Source organism: Streptomyces sp. NPDC012827 (genome assembly GCF_042900905.1).
GTDB lineage: Bacteria > Actinomycetota > Actinomycetes > Streptomycetales > Streptomycetaceae > Streptomyces > Streptomyces gulbargensis.
Genome location: NZ_JBIBBY010000004.1, coordinates 1 through 22,751 on the forward strand (window position 1 = coordinate 1; position 22,751 = coordinate 22,751).

Genomic DNA, 22,751 nt, shown 5'->3' on the forward strand with positions numbered 1-22,751 from the left:
CCGGCAGCGTCATCGGCCCCGCCTGGGACTCCCTCCTGGCCAAACTCGTCATCACCGGCGCCACCCGCGAACAAGCCCTCCAGCGCGCCGCCCGCGCACTGGCGGAGTTCAAGGTCGAAGGCATGGCCACCGCCATCCCCTTCCACCAGGCCGTCGTCACCGACCCCGCCTTCACCGCCGACCCCTTCCGCATCCACACCCGCTGGATCGAGACCGAGTTCGTCAACGACATCAAGCCCTTCGCCCCCGCCGGAGACGACACCGACGAGGACGACACCGGCCGCGAGACCATCGTCGTCGAGGTCGGCGGCAAACGACTCGAAGTCTCCCTGCCCTCCAGCCTCGGCATGACCCTCGCCCGCACCGGCCTGGCCGCCGGCGCCAAACCCAAACGACGCGCCGCCAAGAAGACCGGCCCCACCGCCTCCGGCGACACCCTCGCCTCCCCCATGCAGGGCACCATCGTCAAAATCGCCGTCGAAGAAGGCCAGGAAGTCAACGAAGGCGACCTCGTCGTCGTCCTCGAAGCCATGAAAATGGAACAACCCCTCAACGCCCACAAGTCCGGCACCATCCAGGGCCTGAGCGCGGCGATCGGCGCGTCCGTGACCTCCGGTGCCGCGATCTGCGAGATCAAGGACTGACACCGGGACACCCCGCGTCACGGTTACCGTGTGCAGGGCCCGCAGGCATCCGCCTGCGGGCCCTTCGCCGAAGGAGGGCCGTCCGTACGTCATGCGAGCCGACGCGCGCCGCAATCACGAGCGGCTGGTGAGGGAGGCCCGGGCCGCCTTCGCGGAGCAGGGCACGGACGCGTCCCTGGAGGAGATCGCCCGCCGCGCCGGCCTGGGGATCGGCACGCTCTACCGCCATTTCCCGACGCGGGCGGACCTGCTGAACGCGGTCTTCCAGGAAGCCGTCACCACGCTGCTGCGCCGTTCGCGCGAGCTGGCCGGGGCGGAGGCGCCGTGCGGTGCGCTGGTGGAGTGGCTGCGCACGCTCATCACTCATGCGAGTGAGTACCGGGGGCTGGCGCACGCGCTCATGTCGGCCTCGTACGACCGGGGTTCGGCGCTCGCCCGGTGCAGTGAGCCGTTGCGGACGGCGGGCGAGGAGTTGCTGGCCCGTGCTCAGGAGGCGGGTCAGGTGCGGGCCGATGTGTCGATCGGCGATCTGATGCAGCTCACGAAGGCGATCGCGCTGGCGGCGGAACAGTGCCCGGAGGACGCGGAGTTGGCGGACCGTCTGCTCACCCTGACCCTGCGCGGCCTGAAGTCCTGAGCCCACCCGGGCCGGAGCCGTACGGGAGGCGCACGCCCGGGTCGCGTACCAGGACGTACGGGGGCGCGTGCCGCGCCCGTACCGGAGCCGTACCCCCGTCTCGTACGGCGCCGGGAATCAGCGGCGTCGCATGTCCGCGACGCGGGCGGTGCGCTCCATCGGGTCGGCTCCGAGGCCGCCCGCGCCCGGTCCCCGGAACTGGCCGGTCTGCGGCATCCGTCCCCGCTGGACGGGCAGCGGCATGTCGCGGCGGCCCCGGGGTGGCGGCGGAAGCTGCTCGGCCGCACCCGTGCCCTGGCCGGTGCCGGCGACGGCGATCTGGACGCCCTGGTCGGCGAGGGCCTGGAGCTCGGTGGCGGCCCGGTCGTCGTGGGCCGGAGGCTCGTCGGTGACCAGCCGGGTGATCACATCGGTCGGCACCGTCTGGAACATGGTGTCGGTGCCGAGCTTGGTGTGGTCGGCGAGGACGACGACCTCGGCCGCCGCCTGCACCAGCGCCCGGTCCACGCTCGCGGAGAGCATGTTGGAGGTGGAGAGGCCGCGCTCGGCGGTCAGTCCGCTGCCGGAGAGGAAGGCGCGGGAGACCCGCAGCCCCTGGAGGGACTGCTCGGCGCCGCTGCCGACGAGGGCGTAGTTGGAGCCGCGCAGGGTGCCGCCGGTCATGACGACCTCGACCCGGTTGGCGTGGGCGAGGGCCTGGGCGACCAGCAGGGAGTTGGTGACGACGGTCAGTCCGGGCACCCGGGCGAGCCGGCGGGCCAGCTCCTGCGTGGTCGTCCCGGCGCCGACGACGATGGCCTCGCCCTCTTCGACGAGGCTCGCCGCGACATCGGCGATGGCCGTCTTCTCCGCCGTCGCGAGATGGGATTTCTGCGGGAAGCCGGATTCTCGCGTGAATCCGCCCGGCAACACCGCACCGCCGTGCCGGCGGTCGAGGAGTCCTTCTGCCTCCAGTGCCCGTACGTCTCTTCGTACGGTCACTTCGGAGGTCTGGACGACGCGGGCGAGCTCACGGAGCGACACGGCTCCGTTGGCACGCACCATTTCGAGGATCAACTGGCGACGTTCTGCAGCGAACACGAAACTGACAGTAACGTGACCGCCCGATAGTTTTCAGCAGTATGCGCCGAATTGGCGAAGTTGCGCACGAGCGGGGCCCTCAAGTGGTATGGAGGACCCCGTCGTTGATCGTTCTATGCCCCGGCTTGCCGGGGGTTGTCCGAGTCGGAGAACCGTTCCCGCAGGCGGGAGCGGTGACCGGCCCGGGGGTCAGGCCTCGCCCGCCGTCTTTCGGGTGTGCAACTGCCGTGCCACTTCCGCGATCGAGCCCGACAGGGAGGGGTACACGGTGAAAGCATTTGCGATCTGTTCGACCGTCAGATTGTTGTCGACCGCGATCGAGATGGGGTGGATGAGCTCGCTCGCCCGGGGGGCGACGACGCAGCCGCCGACCACGATGCCGGTGCCCGGACGGCAGAAGATCTTCACGAAGCCGTCCCGGATGCCCTGCATCTTGGCGCGCGGGTTGCGCAGCAGCGGGAGCTTGACGACCCGGGCGTCGATCTTGCCCGCGTCCACGTCCGCCTGCGTGTAACCGACGGTGGCGATCTCCGGGTCGGTGAAGACGTTCGCGGAGACCGTCTTGAGGTTCAGCGGGGTCACCGCGTCGCCGAGGAAGTGGTACATCGCGATCCGGCCCTGCATGGCGGCGACCGAGGCGAGCGCGAAGACGCCGGTGACGTCACCGGCCGCGTACACGCCGGGGGCGCTCGTACGGGAGACCCGGTCGGTCAGGATGTGACCGGAGTCCTTCAGCCGGACCCCCGCCTCCTCCAGGCCCATGCCGGCCGTGTTCGGGATCGCGCCGACCGCCATCAGGCAGTGGGTGCCGGTGATGACCCGGCCGTCGGCGAGGGTGACCTCCACCCGGTCGCCGACCCGCTTGGCGGACTCGGCGCGCGAGCGGGCCATCACGTTCATGCCGCGCCGGCGGAAGACGTCCTCCAGGACGGCCGCCGCGTCCGGGTCCTCGCCCGGCAGCACGCGGTCGCGCGAGGAGACCAGGGTGACCCGGGAGCCGAGCGCCTGGTAGGCGCCCGCGAACTCGGCGCCGGTGACGCCGGAGCCGACCACGATGAGCTCCTCGGGCAGCTCCTTGAGGTCGTACACCTGCGTCCAGTTCAGAATGCGCTCGCCGTCCGGCCGGGCGTCGGGCAGCTCGCGCGGGTGACCGCCGGTGGCGATCAGGACGGCGTCGGCGGTCAGCGTCTCCTCGCTGCCGTCGGCGGCGGTCACGATCACCTGGCGGGAGCCGTCCACCGCCTGCCGGCCGGAGAGCCGGCCACGGCCGCGCAGCACCCGGGCGCCGGCCCGGGTCACGGAGGCGGTGATGTCGTGCGACTGGGCGAGCGCGAGCCGCTTCACGCGGCGGTTCACCTTGCCGAGGTCCACGCCCACGACGCGGGCGGCCTGCTCCAGGTGGGGGGTGTCGTCCGCGACGATGATGCCGAGCTCCTCGTAGGAGGAGTCGAAGGTGGTCATCACCTCGGCGGTGGCGATCAGGGTCTTGGAGGGGACGCAGTCGGTCAGGACGGACGCGCCGCCGAGGCCGTCGCAGTCGACGACGGTCACCTCCGCGCCGAGTTGGGCGCCCACCAGGGCCGCCTCGTATCCGCCGGGTCCGCCGCCGATGATCACGATCCGGGTCACTGGGATCTACGCCTCGCGCTCTCGTTCTGCCGGGGTGGTCCCCCCGCTGGGGCTGCAGTGCGTACGCCATTGTCCCGCACGCTTCAAGTGCGTACCCCATTCTCCCGCACGGCGGGGGGCTCCTCTCGTCGGGGCCTCCATACGGCCCTCACCTCGGAGTTCGGCGGAGTGACCACACCCTCCCGTACCCTCGGTCCCATGTCGCTCTACGCCGCGTACGCCGGCAACCTCGACGCGCGGCTGATGAGTCGCCGCGCACCGCACTCCCCGCTGCGCAGCACCGGCTGGCTCAACGGCTGGCGGCTGACCTTCGGCGGCGAGCAGATGGGCTGGGAGGGAGCGCTCGCCACCATCGTGGAGGCCCCGCGCTCCCAGGTCTTCGTGGCGCTGTACGACATCGCGCCGATGGACGAGGACTCGATGGACCGCTGGGAGGGCGTCGGCCTCGACATCTACCGCCGGATGCGGGTGCGGGTGCACACGCTGGACGGCGAGGAGCCGGCCTGGGTGTACGTGCTCAACGCGTACGAGGGCGGCCTGCCCTCCGCCCGGTACCTGGGCGAGGTGGCCGACGCGGCCGAGTCGGCCGGAGCCCCCCACGACTACGTGATGGAACTGCGCAAGCGACCCTGCTGAGCGCCGCCGGACGGACGGGTGCGGACGCGCGCCCCTGCCGGGCGTACCGGAGGCTCGCCGCGGCGCCGCTCCTCCCCCGGCGCCCCCGCCTCGCGTTCCGGCGCGTTCGTGGGAAACGACAAGACAACGATCGCAGCTCCGTTCGCAGCGTCATCTACGCGCGTAGGGTTTCTCGGGCTAGGCTTCTGCGCGTATCAAATCCGTCCGGGGTCTTCCCTCGGACCCCCCTCCCCGAGGCGAGAGAGTCAGTGAACGCAACTGCCACCCCGTACGAGGCCGCCGAGGCCGCTGCCGCGCGTCTCCGCGAGCTGACCGGAGTCGAGAACCACGACGTCGCCCTGGTCATGGGCTCCGGCTGGGCGCCCGCCGTCGACGCGCTCGGTGCCCCCGAGGCCGAGTTCCCGGTGACCGAGCTCCCCGGTTTCCCGCCGCCGGTCGTCGAGGGCCACGGCGGCAAGATCCGCTCGTACAAGATCGGTGAGAAGCGCGCCCTCGTCTTCCTCGGCCGCACCCACTTCTACGAGGGCCGGGGCGTCGCCTCCGTCGCCCACGGCGTCCGCACCGCCGTCGCCGCCGGCGTCGGGACCGTCGTCCTGACCAACGGCTGCGGCGGCCTGCGCGAGGGCATGCGCCCCGGCCAGCCGGTCCTGATCAGCGACCACATCAACCTGACGGCCGCCTCGCCGATCGTCGGCGCGAACTTCGTGGACCTCACCGACCTCTACTCGCCGCGGCTGCGCGCGCTGTGCAAGGAGGTCGACGAGACCCTGGAGGAGGGCGTCTACGTCCAGTTCCCCGGGCCGCACTACGAGACACCGGCCGAGATCAACATGGTCCGCGTCCTGGGCGGCGACCTGGTCGGCATGTCCACGGTCCTGGAGGCCATCGCGGCCCGCGAGGCGGGCGCCGAGGTCCTGGGCATCTCCCTGGTCACCAACCTGGCGGCGGGCCTCTCGGGCGAGCCGCTGAACCACGAGGAGGTCCTCCAGGCGGGCCGCGACTCGGCCGCCCGCATGGGCGAGCTCCTCACCCGGGTGCTCGACCGCATCTGATCCCCCTTCCCGCCACCCGCCCCGCCCGGGGCGGGTCCGCCCGCCGGACGGTCCCTTCCCTGCCGCCCCCGGCCCCGTGCGGGCCGGCGCGGGCCGGGGTTCCGGGGCGTGGTGCGCGGGGCGGGGCGCGGCGCCACGGTCCGGGTGGCCGGTCCCGGTCACCCGGACCGCGCCCCCGGCCTCGCGCGACCCGCGCGGCGGGGGCGGCGGCCGCCGAGGAAACGGTTCCCCGCTCTCCGGGGGCCGGTTTCGGCCGGGACCAAGGTCCCGGGTGGACCCGCCGGTTACGGGAAGGCGCGGGGCGGGGAAAAGAAGACGCCCGCCCGCTTACGTCCGTACATCCGAAAGGCACATCACCGTGACGCAGGACGACCTCCTCGCCCGGGCCCAGGCCTGGCTCGCAGAGGACCCCGACAGCGAGACCCGCGAGGAACTCGCCCGGCTCATCGAGGCCGGCGAGCACGAGGAGCTGACCGCGCGCTTCAGCGGCACGCTGCAGTTCGGCACCGCCGGCCTCCGCGGCGAGCTGGGCGCCGGTCCCATGCGCATGAACCGCTCCGTCGTGATCCGGGCCGCCGCCGGCCTGGCCGCGTACCTGAAGGCCAAGGGCCAGGGGGACGGCCTCGTCGTGATCGGCTACGACGCCCGCTACAAGTCGGCCGACTTCGCCCGCGACACCGCCGCCGTGATGACGGGCGCCGGGCTGCGCGCCGCGCTGCTGCCCCGCCCGCTGCCGACGCCCGTCCTGGCGTACGCCATAAGGCACCTGGGCGCCGTCGCGGGCGTCGAGGTGACCGCGAGCCACAACCCGCCGCGCGACAACGGCTACAAGGTCTACCTGGGCGACGGCTCGCAGATCGTGCCGCCGGCGGACGCGGAGATCGCCGCGGAGATCGCCGCCGTGCGCTCGCTGGAGGACGTGCCCCGTCCGTCGGAGGGCTGGGAGACGCTGGGCGACGAGGTCCTGGAGGCCTACCTGGAGCGCACGGACGCCGTCCTGTCCCCGGGCTCGGCCCGGACCGCGCGGACCGTCTACACGGCCATGCACGGCGTCGGCAAGGAGGTCCTGACGGCCGCCTTCGCCCGGCACGGCTTCCCGCCGCCGGCGCTCGTCGCCGAGCAGGCGGAGCCGGACCCGGCGTTCCCGACGGTCGCCTTCCCGAACCCGGAGGAGCCGGGGGCCATGGACCTGGCCTTCGAGGCGGCCCGGGCCGTGGACCCGGACATCGTGATCGCCAACGACCCGGACGCGGACCGCTGCGCGGTGGCCGTGCCCGACGCGCACGCCGAGGGCGGCTGGCGGATGCTCCGCGGTGACGAGGTGGGCGCGCTGCTCGCCGCGCACCTGGTGGGCAAGGGCGCCCGGGGTGTCTTCGCCGAGTCGATCGTGTCGTCCTCGCTGCTCGGCCGGATCGCCGAGGCCGCCGGGGTCGGGTACGAGGAGACGCTGACCGGCTTCAAGTGGATCGCGCGCGTCGAGGGGCTGCGGTACGGCTACGAGGAGGCGCTCGGCTACTGCGTCGACCCGGAGGGCGTCCGCGACAAGGACGGCATCACGGCGGCGCTGGCGGTCGCCGAGCTGGCCTCCGAGCTGAAGGAGCGGGGCCGGACGCTGACCGACCTCCTCGACGACCTGGCGGTGGAGCACGGCCTGCACGCCACCGACCAGCTGTCGGTGCGCGTCCAGGACCTGAGCGTCATCGCGAACGCGATGGCGGCGCTGCGCGAGCGGCCCCCCGTGCGCCTCGCGGGCCTGACCGTCGTGTCGGCGGAGGACCTGACCAAGGGCACGGAGTCGCTGCCGCCGACGGACGGGCTGCGTTACCACCTGGAGGGCGACCACAAGGCCCGGGTGATCGTCCGCCCGTCCGGTACGGAGCCCAAGCTGAAGTGCTACCTGGAGGTCGTCGTCCCGGTGGCGGATGCCGACGGGCTCCCGGCGGCGCGGGCGAAGGGCGCCGAGGTGCTCGCCGCGCTGAAGCGGGACCTGGCGGAGGCGGCCGGTCTCTGACCGCCGCGCCCCGCCCGGCGCGGGACGGCACGGAGGGCCGGTACGGCAGCGATCGCCGTACCGGCCCTCCGGCGTGAGCACGGCCGGGGGCGGGTCAGCCGGTCGCCTTGAGGATGACGAAGAGGACCGCTCCGGCCACGGCCGGGGCGAGGATCTCGTACGCCCAGCGCACCTCGGGCCCGCCCTGCGCGCCCGGCCGGCCGGTGCCGGCCTCGGCCAGCTCCCGCAGCTCGGCGATGGCCCGGTCGGTGGGGGCGGCCCGGCCGGCGGAGTCGAAGGACCCGGCGGCCTCCCCGGCGGCACGGGCCCCGAGGCGGGCCGCCTTCTTGCGCTTGCGCAGCGAGACGGGGACGGCCCACAGCTGGTACTTGGCGCCCTCCTGGGTGAACACCTCGCTGGAGTAGCCGGCGCGGACGTCGGCGACGGCGCTCCACGGCAGGGTGATCGTCCGGAAGGGGTTGCGGACCCGGAGCCGGTCGGCGTTGGCGTACACCACCGGCCGGATGGTGAAGGCGACGATCAGCGGCACGGCCAGGAGGAGCCCGGCGAGCGCCAGCCAGGGCGTGCGGCCCTCGCCGCGCAGCACCGCGTCCCCGGCGAAGAGGCACGCGAGGAGCAGCAGGAAGACCCCGCCCGCGATCCCCAGGGGGGAGCGGTAGGCGCGGTCGGCGTACTGCGGCTCGGCGCTCGGCCGGTCCTGGCTCGGCCCGGGGCGCGGCTCGCGGCCCGGCTCGGACGGCTGCTCGGGGGTCGTCATGCCGGAGATTGTGCCTCAGCGGGCCGCGTGGGGGCTCAGGCGGCCCGCGCGGCGTACAGCCGGGGTGCGCTCCCGCGCGCGGCAGGCGTCCGCTCCTCGTCACGGGCATGTGACAGGTCTCACCCCGCCGGACGCGGGGCTGTGACCTCGGGCTCTGCGCGGGGCCTCCCCTGTACAGGTCGCTACGCGCGTAGATATGCTCGACTGGTGACCATGCCCACCACTGCACCCGCAGCCAATGCCTTCGCCGACGTGACCGCGTCCGACAGCGCGCTGCGCCGCTTCCTCCACGGGCTGCCCGGCGTCGACGCCGTCGGCCTGGAGGCGCGCGCCGCGTCCCTCGGCACCCGCTCGATCAAGACCTCGGCCAAGGCGTACGCCATCGACCTGGCCATCTCGATGATCGACCTGACGACGCTCGAAGGCGCGGACACCCCGGGCAAGGTCCGGGCCCTCGCCGCGAAGGCCGTCCATCCCGATCCGACCGACCGCACGACCCCGACGACCGCCGCCGTCTGCGTCTACCCCGACATGGTGGCCACCGCCAAGGCCGCCCTCGCGGGCTCCGGCGTCAAGATCGCCTCGGTCGCCACCGCCTTCCCGGCGGGCCGCGCCGCCCTCCCCGTGAAGCTGGCCGACACCGCCGACGCGATCGCCGCGGGCGCGGACGAGATCGACATGGTCATCGACCGTGGCGCCTTCCTCGCCGGCCGCTACCTGGAGGTCTACGAGCAGATCGCCGCGATCAAGGCGGAGTGCGGCGACCGCGCCCGCCTCAAGGTGATCTTCGAGACCGGTGAGCTGTCCACGTACGACAACATCCGCCGCGCCTCCTGGCTCGGCATGATGGCCGGCGCGGACTTCATCAAGACGTCGACCGGCAAGGTCGCGGTGAACGCCACCCCCGCGAACACCCTGCTCATGCTGGAGGCGGTGCGCGACTTCCGCGACCGGACCGGCGTGCAGATCGGCGTGAAGCCGGCCGGCGGCATCCGCAACACCAAGGAAGCGATCAAGTTCCTGGTGCTGGTCAACGAGACCGTCGGCGAGGACTGGCTGGACAACCACTGGTTCCGCTTCGGCGCCTCCAGTCTGCTCAACGACCTGCTGATGCAGCGCCAGAAGCTGGCGACCGGCCGCTACTCCGGCCCCGATTACGTGACGGTGGACTGATCAACATGGCATCTGCATTCGAGTACGCACCGGCGCCCGAGTCCCGGTCCGTCGTCGACATCGCCCCCTCCTACGGCCTGTTCATCGACGGCGAGTTCACGGACGCGGCCGACGGCAAGGTCTTCAAGAGCGTCTCCCCCTCCACCGAGGAGGTTCTCTCCGAGGTCGCCCAGGCGGGCGCCGAGGACGTGGACCGCGCGGTGAAGGCGGCCCGGCGGGCCTTCGGGACGTGGTCGGCGCTGCCCGGTTCCGAGCGCGCCAAGTACCTCTTCCGGATCGCCCGCATCATCCAGGAGCGCAGCCGCGAGCTGGCCGTCCTGGAGACCCTCGACAACGGCAAGCCGATCAAGGAGACCCGCGACGCGGACCTCCCCCTGGTCGCGGCGCACTTCTTCTACTACGCGGGCTGGGCCGACAAGCTCGACCACGCCGGCTTCGGCCGCGACCCGAAGCCGCTGGGCGTGGCCGGCCAGGTCATCCCGTGGAACTTCCCGCTGCTGATGCTGGCCTGGAAGATCGCCCCGGCGCTCGCGACCGGCAACACGGTCGTCCTGAAGCCGGCCGAGACGACCCCGCTCTCCGCCCTGTTCTTCGCGGACATCTGCCGCCAGGCCGGGCTCCCGAAGGGCGTCGTCAACATCCTGCCCGGGTACGGGGACGCCGGCGCCGCGCTGGTCGAGCACCCGGACGTGAACAAGGTCGCCTTCACCGGCTCGACCGCCGTCGGCAAGGCCATCGCGCGTTCCGTCGCCGGCACGGACAAGAAGCTCACCCTGGAGCTGGGCGGCAAGGGCGCCAACATCGTCTTCGACGACGCCCCGCTCGACCAGGCCGTCGAGGGCATCGTCAACGGCATCTTCTTCAACCAGGGCCAGGTCTGCTGCGCGGGCTCGCGGCTCCTCGTCCAGGAGTCCGTCCACGACGAGGTGCTCGACGCGCTGAAGCGCCGCCTGAGCACCCTGCGCCTGGGCGACCCGCTGGACAAGAACACCGACATCGGCGCCATCAACTCGCCCGAACAGCTGGCCCGCATCACCGCGCTGGTGGAGCAGGGCGAGGCCGAGGGCGCCGAGCGCTGGTCGGCCGCCTGCGAGATCCCGTCGGCCGGGTACTGGTTCGCCCCGACCCTGTTCACCAACGTGACGCAGGCGCACACCGTGGCGCGCGACGAGATCTTCGGCCCGGTCCTGTCGGTGCTGACGTTCCGTACCCCCGACGAGGCCGTCGCGAAGGCCAACAACAGCCAGTACGGCCTGTCGGCCGGCATCTGGACGGAGAAGGGCTCGCGGATCCTCGCCGTGGCGGGCAAGCTCCGGGCCGGTGTCGTCTGGGCCAACACGTTCAACAAGTTCGACCCGACCTCGCCGTTCGGCGGTTACAAGGAGTCGGGCTTCGGCCGCGAGGGCGGCCGTCACGGTCTGGAGGCCTACCTCGATGTCTGAGAAGTCCGAGCAGCGCCTGAGCGTCTTCAAGACCTATAAGCTGTACGTGGGGGGCAAGTTCCCGCGTTCCGAGAGCGGCCGGGTGTACGAGGTGACGGACTCGAAGGGCAAGTGGCTGGCGAACGCCCCGCTCTCCTCCCGCAAGGACGCCCGTGACGCGGTCGTGGCCGCGCGCAAGGCCTTCGGCGGCTGGGCGGGCGCGACCGCGTACAACCGGGGCCAGATCCTCTATCGCGTCGCCGAGATGCTGGAGGGCCGCAAGGGCCAGTTCGTGCACGAGGTCGCGCACGCGGAGGGCCTGTCCAAGAACAAGGCGGCCGAGGTCGTCGAGGCCACGATCGACCGCTGGGTCTGGTACGCGGGCTGGACGGACAAGATCGCTCAGGTCGTGGGCGGGGCGAACCCGGTCGCGGGCCCGTTCTTCAACCTGTCCACCCCGGAGCCGACCGGTGTCGTCGCCGTCATCGCCCCGCAGGAGTCGTCCTTCCTGGGCCTGGTGTCGGTGATCGCCCCGGTGATCGCCACCGGCAGCACGGCGGTCGTGGTGGCGAGCGAGAAGGCCCCGCTGCCGGCGCTCTCCCTGGGCGAGGTGCTCGCCACCTCCGACCTGCCGGGCGGTGTCGTGAACATCCTCTCGGGCAAGGCGGCCGAGATGGGTCCCCACCTGGCGGCCCACCAGGACGTCAACGCGATCGACCTCACCGGCGCGGACGCCGCTCTGGCCCGTGAGCTGGAGATCGCCGCCGCCGACAACCTGAAGCGCGTCCTGCGCCCCCGTGCCGAGGACTTCACCGCGTCCCCCGGCACGGACCGCATGACCGCGTTCCTGGAGACGAAGACGGTCTGGCACCCGACGGGTTCGCTGGGCGCCTCCGGCTCCTCGTACTAGGCGCACGCCGTGCGGGACGGCCCCCGGGCCGGCGGGCGCCCCGCCTGCCGGCCGGGGGGCCTTCCGGCGTGCCCGCGCGGGGGAGGTCCGCCTCGCCCGGCGTGATGGAGCGGGCACGGCACGTGGTCGGGGTGTGACGCTCGCTACCGAGCCGGGCTCCCGGGGGTCCGCCGCACGCGGGAATGCCTCACACTGGTGTCCCGTGACCTCCCAACCGATACCGACCCGAGTCGTCCTGCTCGCGGGCCCCTCCGGCTCCGGCAAGTCCTCTCTCGCCGCCCGCACCGGACTTCCCGTGCTGCGCCTCGACGACTTCTACAAGGAGGGCGACGACCCGACCCTCCCGCTCGTCCTCGGCAGCTCGGACATCGACTGGGACTCGCCCCTCTCCTGGGACGCGGACGCCGCCGTCGCCGCGATCCTCGACCTGTGCCGTACCGGCCGGACCGACGTCCCGGTGTACGACATCGCCACCAGCTCCCGGGTCGACCGCGACCGCCTGGACATCGGGCGCACCCCGCTGTTCGTGGCGGAGGGCATCTTCGCCGCCGACATCGTGGAGCGCTGCCGGGAGCTCGGCGTGCTCGCCGACGCGCTCTGCCTGCGCGGCCGGCCCTCCACGACCTTCCGCCGCCGTCTGCTGCGCGACCTGCGGGAGGGCCGCAAGTCGGTGCCGTTCCTGCTGCGCCGCGGCTGGCGTCTGATGCGCGCCGAGCGTTCCATCGTCGCCCGCCAGACCGCGCTCGGCGCGCACCCGTGCGCCAAGGCCGAGGCTCTCGGCCGGCTGGCGGCGGCCGCCGCCGGGCGGCACCGGACGCCCGTCGCCCGCTGAACCGACCGCGGACGTGACGCGGGGCCGGAACGAGATCCCCCCTCTCGTCCGGCCCCGCGTCGTTCCCCCGTACCCCCGTACGGTCCCCCGTGTTCCCCCCGTACCCTCAGGCCACCAGCTCGCCGAAGGACTCCTCCTCGTCACGGCCGAAGCTCAGCACCTGGTCCTCGCGCAGTCGCCGCAGCGAGCGCCAGATGCTCGACTTCACCGTGCCGACACTGATGTCCAGGATCTCCGCGATCTCCGGATCGGTGCGGCCCTCGTAGTAGCGCAGCACCAGCATGGTCCGCTGCAGCTCGGGCAGCCGGGCCAGCGCCTGCCACAGCACCGCGCGCAGCTCCGTGCCCCGCATGGCGTCCGTCTCGCCGACCGTCTCCGGCAGCTCCTCGGTCGGGTACTCGTTGAGCTTGCGCCGGCGCCAGGCGCTGATGTGCAGGTTCGTCATGGTGCGGCGGAGGTATCCGCCGACGGCCGCCTTGTCGCTGATCCGGTCCCAGGCGCGGTACGTGGAGAACAGCGCGCTCTGGAGCAGGTCCTCGGCCTCGAAACGGTCACCGGTCAGGTGGTAGGCGGTGGCGTACAGGGAGGCCCGGCGCTCCTGGACGTAGGCCGTGAACTCGGCCTCCGAACACGTGGAACGCTCCCCCGTGACCTCCCTGTACGCCGCTCCCCCGTCAGCGACGGCCACCATGTACGGCGCCTTGCGCTGACGCCCGACGCCGCGAACGCACCCCCGCCCGTTCACCGCGCCGGACTTCTCCTCGCTCCGCACGACGTCGTGGAGACGCGTGACAACTGCGCTTGAGGTGGTGCTGTGCAGTGCGTTCATCTCGCGCCCCCCGTCGGTTGGAGTGTGGCCGGTCCGTGTGACAAGAAGCCTGCCCGGCACACTTCATGGCGGTGTCCGCCGACTGTCACAGACGTGTCACAGGGGCCGGGGCGTGCGCGCGCCTGCGCCCGGTCGAACTCGGACGGCCGCATGCGACAGAATGACGTCCGTGCCTTTTCTGTTGCTGATCGAGGACGACGACGCCATCCGGACGGCCCTCGAACTCTCCCTGTCCCGGCAGGGCCACCGGGTGGCCACCGCCGCGACGGGCGAGGACGGGCTGCACCTGCTCCGTGAGCAGCGGCCCGACCTGGTCGTGCTCGACGTCATGCTGCCCGGCATCGACGGCTTCGAGGTGTGCCGTCGCATCCGCCGCACCGACCAGCTGCCGATCATCCTGCTCACCGCGCGCAGCGACGACATCGACGTGGTCGTCGGCCTGGAGTCCGGCGCCGACGACTACGTGGTCAAGCCGGTGCAGGGGCGGGTTCTCGACGCCCGTATCCGGGCCGTCCTGCGGCGCGGCGAACGGGAGTCGACCGATTCGGCCACCTTCGGTTCGCTCGTGATCGACCGGGCGGCGATGACGGTGACGAAGAACGGGGAGGACCTCCAGCTCACCCCGACCGAGCTGCGGCTGCTCCTGGAGCTGAGCCGACGGCCCGGACAGGCGCTGTCCCGCCAGCAGTTGCTGCGGCTCGTGTGGGAGCACGACTACCTGGGCGACTCCCGGCTGGTCGACGCGTGCGTGCAGCGACTGCGCGCCAAGGTGGAGGACGTGCCGTCCTCGCCGACCCTGATCCGTACGGTGCGGGGCGTCGGCTACCGACTGGACGTTCCTGCGTGAGCCGGGGGATCGTCACGCGGCTCGGTCTCACCAGCCTGCGGCTGCGGCTCGTCGTGGTCTTCGCCCTCGTCGCGCTGACCGCGGCCGTCGCCGCCTCGGGCATCGCGTACTGGCTCAACCGGGAGGCGGTGCTCACCCGGACCCAGGACGGGGCGCTGAACGACTTCCGGCAGGAGATGCAGAACCGGGCGGCGACGCTGCCGCTCCGGCCCGACCAGGAGGAACTGCGCCGCACCGCCGAGCAGATGGCCGGCGGCAGCGCCGGCTACCAGGTGCTGCTGCTCGGTGAGCGGGAGGCGGGCAAGCCGATCGTCGGCGCCTCGGACCCGGACACCTTCACGCTCGCGGACGTGCCGCGGGCGCTGCGGGAGGCGGTGGAAACCCGGCGCCCGGTGTCGGACGCCAACCCCTACCCGTACCACCTGTTCTGGCAGCGTACGGAGCGGGGCGGGACGCCCTATCTGGTGGGCGGGACGCGGATCGACGGCGGGGGCCCCGCCGGGTACATGTTCAAGTCGCTGGCGGCGGAGAAGGCCGATCTGAACTCGCTCGCCTGGTCGCTGGGGATCGCCACGGCGCTCGCCGTGGCCGGGTCGGTGCTGCTCGCGCAGGTGGCGGCGACCACCGTGCTGCGGCCGGTGCACCGGGTCGGGGAGGCGGCCAAGCAGCTCGGCGAGGGCAAGCTCGACACCCGCCTTCGGGTGTCGGGCGCGGACGAACTGGCCGATCTGTCGCGTACGTTCAACGACGCGGCCGAGTCGTTGCAGAAGCAGGTCGCGGACATGAGCGCCCGGGAGGAGTCGAGCCGGCGCTTCGTGGCCGACATGTCGCACGAGCTGCGGACGCCGCTGACCGCGCTGACGGCCGTCACGGAGGTCCTGGAGGACGAGCAGGACTCCCTGGATCCGATGATCGCCCCGGCGGTGGCGCTGGTGGTGAGCGAGACCCGGCGGCTCAACGACCTGGTGGAGAACCTGATGGAGGTGACCCGCTTCGACGCGGGCACCGCCCGGCTCGTCCTGGACGACGTCGACATCGCGGACCAGATCACCGCCTGCATCGACGCGCGGGCCTGGCTGGACGCGGTGGAGCTGGACGCGGAGCGCGGGATCGTGGCGCGGCTCGACCCGCGCCGGCTCGACGTGATCCTCGCCAATCTGATCGGGAACGCGCTGAAGCACGGCGGTTCGCCGGTGCGGGTGTCGGTCCGTACGGAGGAGACCGGTACGGACGGGGGCGAGGAGCTGGTGATCGCGGTGCGCGACCACGGTCCGGGCATCCCCGAGGAGGTGCTGCCGCACGTCTTCGACCGTTTCTACAAGGCGAGCGCGTCCCGGCCGAGGTCGGACGGCAGCGGTCTGGGCCTGTCGATCGCCATGGAGAACGCGCTGATCCACCAGGGGTCCATCTCCGCGTCGAACTCGGTCGGCGAGGACGGGAAGACGGACGGCGCGGTGTTCGTGCTGCGGCTGCCCCGGGACGCGTCGGGGATCGCGCGCGAGTCGCGGGTGGAGGAAGAGTGAGTCGCCGTACGGCCGGCGCGGGCGCCCTGGTGGCGACCGCGCTCACCCTGCTGGTCAGCGGATGCGGGATCCGCACCACCTCGGTCCCGGTGGACGCGGGCGCGGCCCCGACCCGGGTCCCGTGCAGCCGGACCGGGGAGTCCTCCTCCGCGGCCGCGGAGGGCGTGCCGCTGCGGGTGCACCTGGTGTGCGGGGCGCAGCTGGAAGTGGTGGAACGCGGGGCCCCGCTGCCGGAGGAGAGGGCGGGCCGGTCCCCGCTGCGGACGGCGTCGGAGCTGCTGGAGCTGTTGGTCGCCGGGCCGTCGGAGGAGGAGCGTGCGGCCGGGTTCACCACGGCGGTGCGCGGCCCGATGACGGTGAAGGGGGCGCGGGCCGGTGATCCGGCGGGCACCCTGCGGCTGAACCGTCAGCCGGAGGACCTGGCGCCGACGGCCCTGTCGCAGATCGTCTGCACCTTCGCGGAGAGCGCGGCGGGCGCGGGCGAGCACACGGTGCTGCTGGGCGGCCCGGGCGCGTACGCGCCGAAGCGCTACCGGTGCACGCCGGAGCTGCGGGAGCGTCCGGAGTCGGCGCCGCCCCTGGGTACGGTGCCGACGGCGGCGGTCCCGGGGCCGCCGGATTCCGCGGACCCGGCCCCGGAGACCCCGGCCGCGCAGTGACCGGGGCGCCCAGGGGGTCCGGCCGGGAGTGACCGGCCCCGGTGGGAGGGGCGGTGGGTGTGACGTCCTCCCGCGCGTGCCGGGCGGCGGAACCGATTCCGCCGCCGGGCACGTCTAGGGGGGCGTGCAGCGTCAAGGTTCGGGCGGCAGTGCCGCCGTGGTCGTCCGCGTGGCCGGGTTCGTACTCCTGGCCGCGTATCTGCTGCTCGTCGCCTGGGTCGGCCTGCGCCCACGGGACGTGGCCTGGGTGACCGCCCCGAACACGGTCCCGCTCGACGGCATCCGCGCCGACCTCGCGCTCGGTGGGACCCGGGCGGTACGGCTCCTCGCGGAGGGGCTGCTGCTCCTGGCGCCGCTCGGGGTGCTCCTTCCGATGGCCGACGGGCGGCTCGACGTCTCGCCCTGGGCCTCACTGGTCCGGACGACGGCCGCGGGGGCCCTGGTGTCGCTGGCCCTGGAGCTGTTGCAGACGGCGGTGCCCGGGCAGGTCGTGGACGTGGACTCGGTGCTGCTGAACACGGCCGGGGTGGGGCTGACCCATCTGCTCGTGGTGCCCGCCGGGCGGGCCCGGCTGCGGCGCCGGACGGGCGCGGGGCGCTCCGTTCCGGCCGTGTCCCCCGCCGGGGGGAGCCGGGGGCGGGGCGGGGCCCTGCCCCGGAAGGAGCAGGCTCAGGGTCCGACCCCGAGGATTCCCAGGGTCCGGATCGCCCCGTAGACCGACGCTTCGTCCCCCGGTGCGACGGCACCATGGAGTCATCGGGAGCCCGACGGAACGGTTCCCGGACCGACTCCGAAGGAGCCCACCATGGCCGCACTTGCCCGCCCCCGAGACGGACGCATGATCGGCGGAGTGTGCGCGGCGCTCGCCCGGCGCTTCGGCACCTCCGCGACGACGATGCGCGTGATCTTCCTGGTCTCGTGCCTGCTGCCGGGCCCGCAGTTCCTGCTCTACCTGGCGCTGTGGGTGCTGCTGCCGCAGGAGAAGCGCACGACCACCGCCTGGTAGGCCCGGGGCGCGCGTACGCCGCAGGGGCGCGTACCCGGTTGCGGGTGCGCGCCCCTGCGATGCCGTACGGCTCCGGTCAGCCGATCGGGAGGGAGCCGGGCTGCAGACCGCCGAGGAGACCGGTGACGGGGCCGACCGGCGCGGAGCCGAGGAGACCCGCGACGGGGGCCAGCGGGGTGTGCTGGGTGGCCTGGGCGGCGGCGGCGGGGAGGGTCTTCGCTCCGTGGTCGAGAACCTGGCCGAGGGCGCCCTGCCCGCCGACGGGCAGCTGGGCGAGGCCGTCGCCCAGCGGGAGGGCCGAGGTCACCGAGCCCAGCGCGTCGGCGCCGACGGGGAGCTCGGGCGCGGCGGAGGCCGTGCCCGCGGCGGCGGCGGCGAAAGCGGCGCCGAGGGCGGCGACTCCGAGCTTCTTGGCGGCAGACTGCTTCATCAGAAAATCTTCCTTGAGCTTGGGGAAGGGAGACCGGTGCGTCGGGAGAACCGGAAACCGGAAAAGGGCATCCGGACATTGCGGAGCGATTCCGCAAACTAACCGTCCGGGTACCCCGACCGCAAACACCGGAAGGCGGCCGGGTGTCGTCCACCCGGCCGCCTTCCGTCCTTCCCTGAAGCCGCGGTCAGTCGGCCTTCGGGGAAGACCCGCTGGTGACAGCGGTCTGCCGGAACAGCCATTCGGATTTCAGCTCCGCATAACCCGGCTTGATCACGTCGTTGATCATGGCGAGGCGTTCATCGAAAGGAATGAACGCTGATTTCATCGCATTGACCGTGAACCACTGCATGTCATCGAGCGTGTAATCGAATGCTTCGACCAGGAGCTCGAATTCCCGGCTCATGCTGGTGCCGCTCATCAGCCGGTTGTCGGTGTTGACCGTCGTACGGAAGTGGAGCTTGCGGAGCAGGCCGATGGGGTGCTCGGCGTACGAGTCGGCGGCGCCGGTCTGGAGGTTGGAGGTGGGGCACATCTCCAGCGGGATCCGCTTGTCGCGGACGTAGGCGGCGAGCCGGCCGAGGCGGACCGTGCCGTCCTCGGCGACCTCGATGTCGTCGATGATCCGGACGCCGTGGCCGAGGCGGTCGGCGCCGCACCACTGGAGCGCCTGCCAGATCGAGGGCAGCCCGAAGGCCTCGCCGGCGTGGATGGTGAAGTGGTTGTTCTCCCGCTTGAGGTACTCGAAGGCGTCGAGGTGGCGGGTGGGCGGGAAGCCGGCCTCGGCGCCCGCGATGTCGAAGCCGACGACGCCCGCGTCGCGGTAGCGGTTGGCGAGTTCGGCGATCTCCAGGGCGCGGGCCGCGTGGCGCATGGCGGTCAGCAGGGCGCCGACCCGGATGCGGTGCCCGGCGGCCCTGGCCTGCCGCTCGCCCTCCCGGAAGCCCTCGTTGACGGCCTCCACGACCTCTTCGAGGGTGAGACCGGCCTCCAGGTGCTGCTCGGGGGCGTAGCGGACCTCCGCGTACACGACGCCGTCCTCGGCCAGGTCGACCGCGCACTCGGCGGCGATCCGGACGAGGGCCTCGCGGGTCTGCATGACGGCGCAGGTGTGCGCGAAGGTCTCCAGGTAGCGCTCCAGGGACCCGGAGTCGGCGGCCTCGCGGAACCAGAGGCCGAGCCTCTCCGGTTCCGTCTCCGGGAGCCGCGTGTAGCCCTGCTCGCGGGCGAGTTCGATGATCGTGCCGGGGCGCAGTCCGCCGTCGAGGTGGTCGTGGAGCAGCACCTTCGGGGCACGGCGGATCTGGTCCGCGGTGGGGACGTTGGGGGTCTGGCTCGTCATTTCCGCACTGTAGCCCCTACGCGCGTAGAGCGGGCGTCCCGGCGCCGTATCGGTGCGGGTTTTTCGCCTCCGCGGCGCCGGTGCGGCGCGGGAGGGGCACCGGCGCGGGAGGGGCACCGGCTCGAACGGCGCCGCGCGGCGGGGGCGTTCGCGCGGAGGGCGGTCGGCGGCGATACGTAACAGAGACCGCGCGTACCACTGGCGTACACCTCGGATTCTGAGACTGTTCTGCCATGGCGCACTACGCACTCGTGGGGACCGCCGACGGCCGGAGACCCCGGCTCGGTCGGGCGGTCGGGGCTTCGCAGGCGGCGGTGGGCGGCGTGGTGCTGCTCCTGCCCGACGGCGAGCCGGTGTCCGGGCGGCGGCCCTCGGTACGGGCGCACGCCGCGGCGCTGCCGCTGGCCCGCACGCTCGTCCGGGCCGGGCGCGCGGACGGACTCGTGGCGCACGTGGTGCGCTACCGGGGCCGCGGCTGGAACGGCCCGGACGCGGACCTCGCGGCGGACGCCTCCTGGGCGGCGTCGGAGGCGGTACGGCGCTACGGCGACGTTCCCGTGTGTCTGGCCGGCCTGGGGATGGGGGCGCGGGCGGCGCTGCGGGCGGGCGGACACGAGGCGGTCGCCGCGGTCCTCGCGCTGGCGCCCTGGCTCCCCGAGGAGGACGTGGCCGCGGAGCCGGAGCCGGTGCGGCAGCTGGTGGGGCGCCGCGTGCTGGTGGTGCACGGGACGAACGACGCGCGGACGGACCCGGAGCTGTCCTTCCGCTTCGCGGACCGGGCCAAGAAGGCCAACCGGGACACCTGCCGGTTCGAGGTGCACACGGACGGCCACGCGCTGCGGCAGTACGCCGACGAAGTACGCGCGCTGGCCGCCGACTTCGTGCTCGGCGCCCTCTTCGCCCGCCCGGTCTCCCGCCCCCTCACGGACGCGATGGCCGCCCCACCGCCCCTGGGTCTGCGCATGCCCCTGGCGGCGGGTTTCGGAGGCGCCCGCCGGAGGTGAGGCGCACCTCCTACGGCTCCTGGGGGGCCTGGGCCTCCTTCGGGAGGAGGTGGCCCCGGCGGCTGAGGAGGAACTTCTTGAAGGCGGCGACCGGAGCGGTGTCCGGGTGGCCGTCCAGCCAGGCGAGGCCGATCTCGCGGACCGCCCTCGGCGCGGTCACGGTGAGCTCGACGACGCCGGGGCGCGCGACGGCGGGCGGGGGCAGCAGCGCGACGCCCAGGCCGGCCGCGACCAGACCGCGGAGCGTCTCCGCCTCCTCGCCCTCGAAGGCCACGCGCGGTGTGAAGCCGGCCTCGGCGCACAGGTCGTCGGTGATGCGGCGGAGCCCGTACCCCGGTTCCAGGGTCACGAAGGCCTCCTCGGCGGCCTCGGCGAGGCGGATGCGTTTGCGGCCCGCGAGGCGGTGGTCGTCGGGGACGACCAGCCGCAGCCGCTGCTCGTCGAGCCGGCGGGCGACCAGGTCGGGCGCGTCCGGCACCGGCGAGGTGAGGCACAGGTCGAGTTCGCCGGCCCGCAGCCGCTCGATCATCGCCTCGCCGTAGTTCTGGACGAGGGTGAAGCGCACCCGCGGGTGGTCCACGCGGAAGGCGCGCAGCAGCCCGGGGACGGTCTCGGAGCCCATGGTGTGGAGGAAACCGAAGGCGACCCGCCCGGCGGCCGGGTCGGCGTCGGCCCGTACGGTGTCGGCGGCCCGCTCCACCTCCGCCAGCGCCCGCTCGGCGGCGGTGAGGAAGCGGCGGCCGGCCGGGGTCAGGGAGACGGTGCGGCCCCGTCGGACGAAGAGGGCGACGCCGAGGTCCTGTTCGAGCCGGACCATGGCGCGGGAGAGCGTCGACTGGGGGACGCCCATCTCGGCCGCGGCCCGGGTCACGTGCTCGTGCCGGGCGACCGCGGCGAAGTACGCGAGACGCGGCGCGAGCAGCTGTCCCATGTCTTCTTCGTTACTGTTCGGTGACAGCCGGGCCTGTGACCTGTACTCATGCGCCATGGGAACGATTACAGCAGTTCCGTGCATTGGACGCATGAAAGGGACCGGCCTACGTTCGGGGCATGCCTTCCGCCAGTACCAAGGCGGCCGCCACCCTCGCGGCCGCCGACACCCGCCTCGCCCCCGGCACCGCCGGCTACCGCCGTACGAGCCTCGCTCTGTTCGCCGCCGGACTGGCCGCCTTCGCCCTCCTCTACTCCACGCAGGCACTGCTGCCCGCCATCTCGGCCTCGTTCGGCACCGGCGCCTCCGCCGCCTCCTGGACGGTCTCCGCCGCGACCGGCGCGCTGGCCCTCTGCGTCCTGCCGCTCAGCGCCCTGTCGGAGCGTTTCGGCCGGCGGGCCATGATGATCGGCTCGCTCTCGGTCGCGGTCGCGGTCGGCCTCCTCGTGCCCTTCGCGCCGAACCTGGAGTCCCTGATCGCGCTGCGCGCGGTGCAGGGCGCGGCCCTCGCCGGGCTGCCGGCCTCGGCCATGGCGTACCTGGCCGAGGAGATCCGCCCCCGGGCCCTGATCGGCGCGATCGGCCTGTTCGTGGCGGGCAACTCGATCGGCGGCATGAGCGGCCGGATCGTCACCGGCTGGGCGGCGCAGCTGTGGGGCTGGCGCGCGGGTCTGGCCGCCGTCGGCCTGACCTCCCTGGTGTGCCTGCTCGTCTTCCGGGCGCTGCTGCCGAGGGCCCGCCACTTCACCCCCGGTTCGCTCGACCCGAGGGCGCTCGCGGGCACGGTGCGCACGCACCTGGCGGACCCGCTGCTGCGCCGGCTCTACGCGATCGGCGCGCTGTTCATGACGGTGTTCGGCGCGGTCTACACGGTGATCGGCTACCGCCTGGTCGAGGCGCCGTTCTCGCTCCCGCAGGGCGTGATCGGCTCGATCTTCCTCATCTACCTGGTCGGTACGGTCTCCTCGGCCGCCGCCGGAAGGCTGGTCGGCCGGCTCGGCCGGCGCGGGGCGCTCTACCTGGCGGTCTCCACCACCGCGGCGGGCCTGCTGCTCTCGCTCTCCGACGCGCTCGCGGCCGTCGTCGCGGGCCTGGTGCTGATCACCGCCGGCTTCTTCGCGGGCCACGCGGTCGCCTCCTCGGCGGTGAGCCGTACGGCGACGACGGGCCGGGCGCAGGCCTCGGCGCTGTACCAGTCCGCGTACTACCTGGGCAGCAGCGCGGGCGGCACGCTCGGCGCGGTCGCCTTCCACGCGGGCGGCTGGACCGGCACGGTCCTGCTCGGTCTGGTCGCGGTCCTCGGGGTCGTGTCGATCACGCTGTACGGCACCCACAGCGCGCGGGCGGCGGAGCGCCGGATCCGCCCCGCTGCGGCCTGAGCCCTCTTCCCGCTCCGGG

General features: G+C 73.2%; 23 protein-coding genes. 16 read left to right on the plus strand and 7 right to left on the minus strand.

Annotated features, from left to right (window positions below; translation table 11 throughout):
- Both ACFY60_RS09355 and ACFY60_RS09360 read left to right on the plus strand, forming a co-directional pair.
- Positions 1-644 (plus strand): biotin/lipoyl-containing protein (locus ACFY60_RS09355; RefSeq protein WP_389457796.1); only part of this gene is annotated, 644 nt, incomplete at its 5' end.
- Positions 645-735: 91 nt separating this feature from the next.
- Positions 736-1,281 (plus strand): TetR/AcrR family transcriptional regulator, encoded by a 546-nt coding sequence (locus ACFY60_RS09360; RefSeq protein WP_388611014.1) that lies wholly within the window; start codon positions 736-738, stop codon positions 1,279-1,281.
- Between the two features lie 117 nt (positions 1,282-1,398).
- Here ACFY60_RS09360 and ACFY60_RS09365 read toward each other — a convergent pair whose 3' ends face one another.
- Together ACFY60_RS09365 and ACFY60_RS09370 are read right to left on the minus strand one after the other, a co-directional pair.
- Positions 1,399-2,325 carry a DeoR/GlpR family DNA-binding transcription regulator gene (locus tag ACFY60_RS09365; RefSeq protein ID WP_375165189.1) on the minus strand — a complete coding sequence of 309 codons (927 nt, stop codon included), beginning with the start codon at positions 2,323-2,325 and terminating at the stop codon, positions 1,399-1,401.
- A gap of 225 nt (positions 2,326-2,550) precedes the next feature.
- Positions 2,551-3,990 (minus strand): NAD(P)H-quinone dehydrogenase, encoded by a 1,440-nt coding sequence (locus ACFY60_RS09370; protein WP_388611012.1) that lies wholly within the window; start codon positions 3,988-3,990, stop codon positions 2,551-2,553.
- A gap of 198 nt (positions 3,991-4,188) precedes the next feature.
- On the opposite strand from ACFY60_RS09370, the gene ACFY60_RS09375 reads away from it, so the two are divergent.
- The 3 genes from ACFY60_RS09375 (at position 4,189) to ACFY60_RS09385 (ending at position 7,689) form a co-directional block, all read left to right on the plus strand.
- On the plus strand, positions 4,189-4,626 hold the full coding sequence (locus ACFY60_RS09375; RefSeq protein ID WP_309053753.1) for a gamma-glutamylcyclotransferase: 438 nt from the start codon (positions 4,189-4,191) through the stop codon (positions 4,624-4,626).
- A 248-nt stretch (positions 4,627-4,874) separates the two neighbouring features.
- Entirely contained in the window at positions 4,875-5,678 is an 804-nt protein-coding gene (locus ACFY60_RS09380; protein ID WP_388611010.1) for a purine-nucleoside phosphorylase, read from the plus strand.
- A gap of 358 nt (positions 5,679-6,036) precedes the next feature.
- Positions 6,037-7,689 carry a phospho-sugar mutase gene (locus ACFY60_RS09385; RefSeq protein WP_388611009.1) on the plus strand — a complete coding sequence of 551 codons (1,653 nt, stop codon included), beginning with the start codon at positions 6,037-6,039 and terminating at the stop codon, positions 7,687-7,689.
- A gap of 94 nt (positions 7,690-7,783) precedes the next feature.
- On the opposite strand, the gene ACFY60_RS09390 is transcribed toward ACFY60_RS09385, so the two are convergent.
- The gene (locus ACFY60_RS09390) at positions 7,784-8,446 is read right to left on the minus strand and encodes a PH domain-containing protein (RefSeq protein ID WP_388611007.1); all 663 of its coding nucleotides are present in this window, start codon (positions 8,444-8,446) and stop codon (positions 7,784-7,786) included.
- A 213-nt stretch (positions 8,447-8,659) separates the two neighbouring features.
- On the opposite strand from ACFY60_RS09390, the gene deoC reads away from it, so the two are divergent.
- The 4 genes from deoC (at position 8,660) to ACFY60_RS09410 (ending at position 12,782) form a co-directional block, all read left to right on the plus strand.
- A complete protein-coding gene (deoC, locus tag ACFY60_RS09395; protein WP_388611005.1) occupies positions 8,660-9,619 on the plus strand; it encodes a deoxyribose-phosphate aldolase in 960 nt (319 codons plus the stop codon).
- Between the two features lie 5 nt (positions 9,620-9,624).
- Positions 9,625-11,061, plus strand: a complete 1,437-nt coding sequence (locus ACFY60_RS09400; protein ID WP_388611003.1) for an aldehyde dehydrogenase family protein — start codon at positions 9,625-9,627, stop codon at positions 11,059-11,061.
- Complete coding sequence (locus tag ACFY60_RS09405; protein ID WP_309053488.1) at positions 11,054-11,950, plus strand: aldehyde dehydrogenase family protein; 897 nt, start codon at positions 11,054-11,056, stop codon at positions 11,948-11,950. Before ACFY60_RS09400 ends, ACFY60_RS09405 begins: the two co-directional genes overlap by 8 nt.
- A 202-nt stretch (positions 11,951-12,152) precedes the next feature.
- Entirely contained in the window at positions 12,153-12,782 is a 630-nt protein-coding gene (locus ACFY60_RS09410; RefSeq protein WP_388611002.1) for a uridine kinase, read from the plus strand.
- A 106-nt stretch (positions 12,783-12,888) separates the two neighbouring features.
- Here ACFY60_RS09410 and ACFY60_RS09415 read toward each other — a convergent pair whose 3' ends face one another.
- Entirely contained in the window at positions 12,889-13,611 is a 723-nt protein-coding gene (locus tag ACFY60_RS09415) for a SigE family RNA polymerase sigma factor (RefSeq protein WP_388611000.1), read from the minus strand.
- Positions 13,612-13,780: 169 nt separating this feature from the next.
- Between ACFY60_RS09415 and afsQ1 the strand changes: the two genes are divergently transcribed.
- The 5 genes from afsQ1 to ACFY60_RS09440 all read left to right on the plus strand — a co-directional run bounded on the left by afsQ1 (position 13,781) and on the right by ACFY60_RS09440 (position 17,646).
- Entirely contained in the window at positions 13,781-14,458 is a 678-nt protein-coding gene (gene afsQ1, locus ACFY60_RS09420; RefSeq protein WP_388610998.1) for a two-component system response regulator AfsQ1, read from the plus strand.
- Positions 14,356-15,981 carry an ATP-binding protein gene (locus ACFY60_RS09425; RefSeq protein ID WP_388610996.1) on the plus strand — a complete coding sequence of 542 codons (1,626 nt, stop codon included), beginning with the start codon at positions 14,356-14,358 and terminating at the stop codon, positions 15,979-15,981. Before afsQ1 ends, ACFY60_RS09425 begins: the two co-directional genes overlap by 103 nt.
- Positions 15,978-16,640 carry a hypothetical protein gene (locus ACFY60_RS09430; protein WP_388610995.1) on the plus strand — a complete coding sequence of 221 codons (663 nt, stop codon included), beginning with the start codon at positions 15,978-15,980 and terminating at the stop codon, positions 16,638-16,640. Before ACFY60_RS09425 ends, ACFY60_RS09430 begins: the two co-directional genes overlap by 4 nt.
- Before the next feature lie 124 nt (positions 16,641-16,764).
- Positions 16,765-17,355 (plus strand): VanZ family protein, encoded by a 591-nt coding sequence (locus ACFY60_RS09435; RefSeq protein WP_388610993.1) that lies wholly within the window; start codon positions 16,765-16,767, stop codon positions 17,353-17,355.
- Between the two features lie 90 nt (positions 17,356-17,445).
- Positions 17,446-17,646: a PspC domain-containing protein gene (locus tag ACFY60_RS09440; RefSeq protein ID WP_388610992.1), complete on the plus strand. Its 201-nt coding sequence runs from the start codon at positions 17,446-17,448 to the stop codon at positions 17,644-17,646.
- A 76-nt stretch (positions 17,647-17,722) separates the two neighbouring features.
- Here ACFY60_RS09440 and ACFY60_RS09445 read toward each other — a convergent pair whose 3' ends face one another.
- Together ACFY60_RS09445 and ACFY60_RS09450 are read right to left on the minus strand one after the other, a co-directional pair.
- Positions 17,723-18,076, minus strand: a complete 354-nt coding sequence (locus ACFY60_RS09445) for a hypothetical protein (RefSeq protein ID WP_388610991.1) — start codon at positions 18,074-18,076, stop codon at positions 17,723-17,725.
- A gap of 187 nt (positions 18,077-18,263) precedes the next feature.
- The gene (locus ACFY60_RS09450; RefSeq protein WP_388610990.1) at positions 18,264-19,418 is read right to left on the minus strand and encodes an adenosine deaminase; all 1,155 of its coding nucleotides are present in this window, start codon (positions 19,416-19,418) and stop codon (positions 18,264-18,266) included.
- Between the two features lie 233 nt (positions 19,419-19,651).
- On the opposite strand from ACFY60_RS09450, the gene ACFY60_RS09455 reads away from it, so the two are divergent.
- Positions 19,652-20,422, plus strand: coding sequence for an alpha/beta hydrolase (locus ACFY60_RS09455; RefSeq protein WP_388610989.1), 771 nt, complete (start codon positions 19,652-19,654; stop codon positions 20,420-20,422).
- Positions 20,423-20,432: 10 nt separating this feature from the next.
- Here ACFY60_RS09455 and ACFY60_RS09460 read toward each other — a convergent pair whose 3' ends face one another.
- The gene (locus ACFY60_RS09460) at positions 20,433-21,410 is read right to left on the minus strand and encodes a LysR family transcriptional regulator (RefSeq protein ID WP_388610988.1); all 978 of its coding nucleotides are present in this window, start codon (positions 21,408-21,410) and stop codon (positions 20,433-20,435) included.
- Between the two features lie 62 nt (positions 21,411-21,472).
- Here ACFY60_RS09460 and ACFY60_RS09465 point away from each other — a divergent pair, with 62 nt between their 5' ends.
- Positions 21,473-22,732, plus strand: coding sequence for an MFS transporter (locus ACFY60_RS09465; RefSeq protein ID WP_388610987.1), 1,260 nt, complete (start codon positions 21,473-21,475; stop codon positions 22,730-22,732).
- Positions 22,733-22,751: the final 19 nt, after the last annotated feature.

What these genes read in the sequence shown, in the direction of transcription:
- ACFY60_RS09400 (WP_388611003.1), top strand. Translation starts at nt 9,625, where the DNA reads ATGGCATCTGCATTCGAGTACGCACCGGCGCCCGAGTCCCGGTCCGTC.
- ACFY60_RS09450 (WP_388610990.1), bottom strand. Translation starts at nt 19,418, where the DNA reads ATGACGAGCCAGACCCCCAACGTCCCCACCGCGGACCAGATCCGCCGT.
- ACFY60_RS09415 (WP_388611000.1), bottom strand. Translation starts at nt 13,611, where the DNA reads ATGAACGCACTGCACAGCACCACCTCAAGCGCAGTTGTCACGCGTCTC.
- ACFY60_RS09405 (WP_309053488.1), top strand. Translation starts at nt 11,054, where the DNA reads ATGTCTGAGAAGTCCGAGCAGCGCCTGAGCGTCTTCAAGACCTATAAG.
- ACFY60_RS09390 (WP_388611007.1), bottom strand. Translation starts at nt 8,446, where the DNA reads ATGACGACCCCCGAGCAGCCGTCCGAGCCGGGCCGCGAGCCGCGCCCC.
- ACFY60_RS09365 (WP_375165189.1), bottom strand. Translation starts at nt 2,325, where the DNA reads ATGGTGCGTGCCAACGGAGCCGTGTCGCTCCGTGAGCTCGCCCGCGTC.
- ACFY60_RS09360 (WP_388611014.1), top strand. Translation starts at nt 736, where the DNA reads ATGCGAGCCGACGCGCGCCGCAATCACGAGCGGCTGGTGAGGGAGGCC.
- ACFY60_RS09375 (WP_309053753.1), top strand. Translation starts at nt 4,189, where the DNA reads ATGTCGCTCTACGCCGCGTACGCCGGCAACCTCGACGCGCGGCTGATG.
- deoC (WP_388611005.1), top strand. Translation starts at nt 8,660, where the DNA reads ATGCCCACCACTGCACCCGCAGCCAATGCCTTCGCCGACGTGACCGCG.
- ACFY60_RS09455 (WP_388610989.1), top strand. Translation starts at nt 19,652, where the DNA reads ATGGCGCACTACGCACTCGTGGGGACCGCCGACGGCCGGAGACCCCGG.
- ACFY60_RS09445 (WP_388610991.1), bottom strand. Translation starts at nt 18,076, where the DNA reads ATGAAGCAGTCTGCCGCCAAGAAGCTCGGAGTCGCCGCCCTCGGCGCC.
- ACFY60_RS09440 (WP_388610992.1), top strand. Translation starts at nt 17,446, where the DNA reads ATGGCCGCACTTGCCCGCCCCCGAGACGGACGCATGATCGGCGGAGTG.
- ACFY60_RS09465 (WP_388610987.1), top strand. Translation starts at nt 21,473, where the DNA reads ATGCCTTCCGCCAGTACCAAGGCGGCCGCCACCCTCGCGGCCGCCGAC.
- ACFY60_RS09460 (WP_388610988.1), bottom strand. Translation starts at nt 21,410, where the DNA reads ATGGCGCATGAGTACAGGTCACAGGCCCGGCTGTCACCGAACAGTAAC.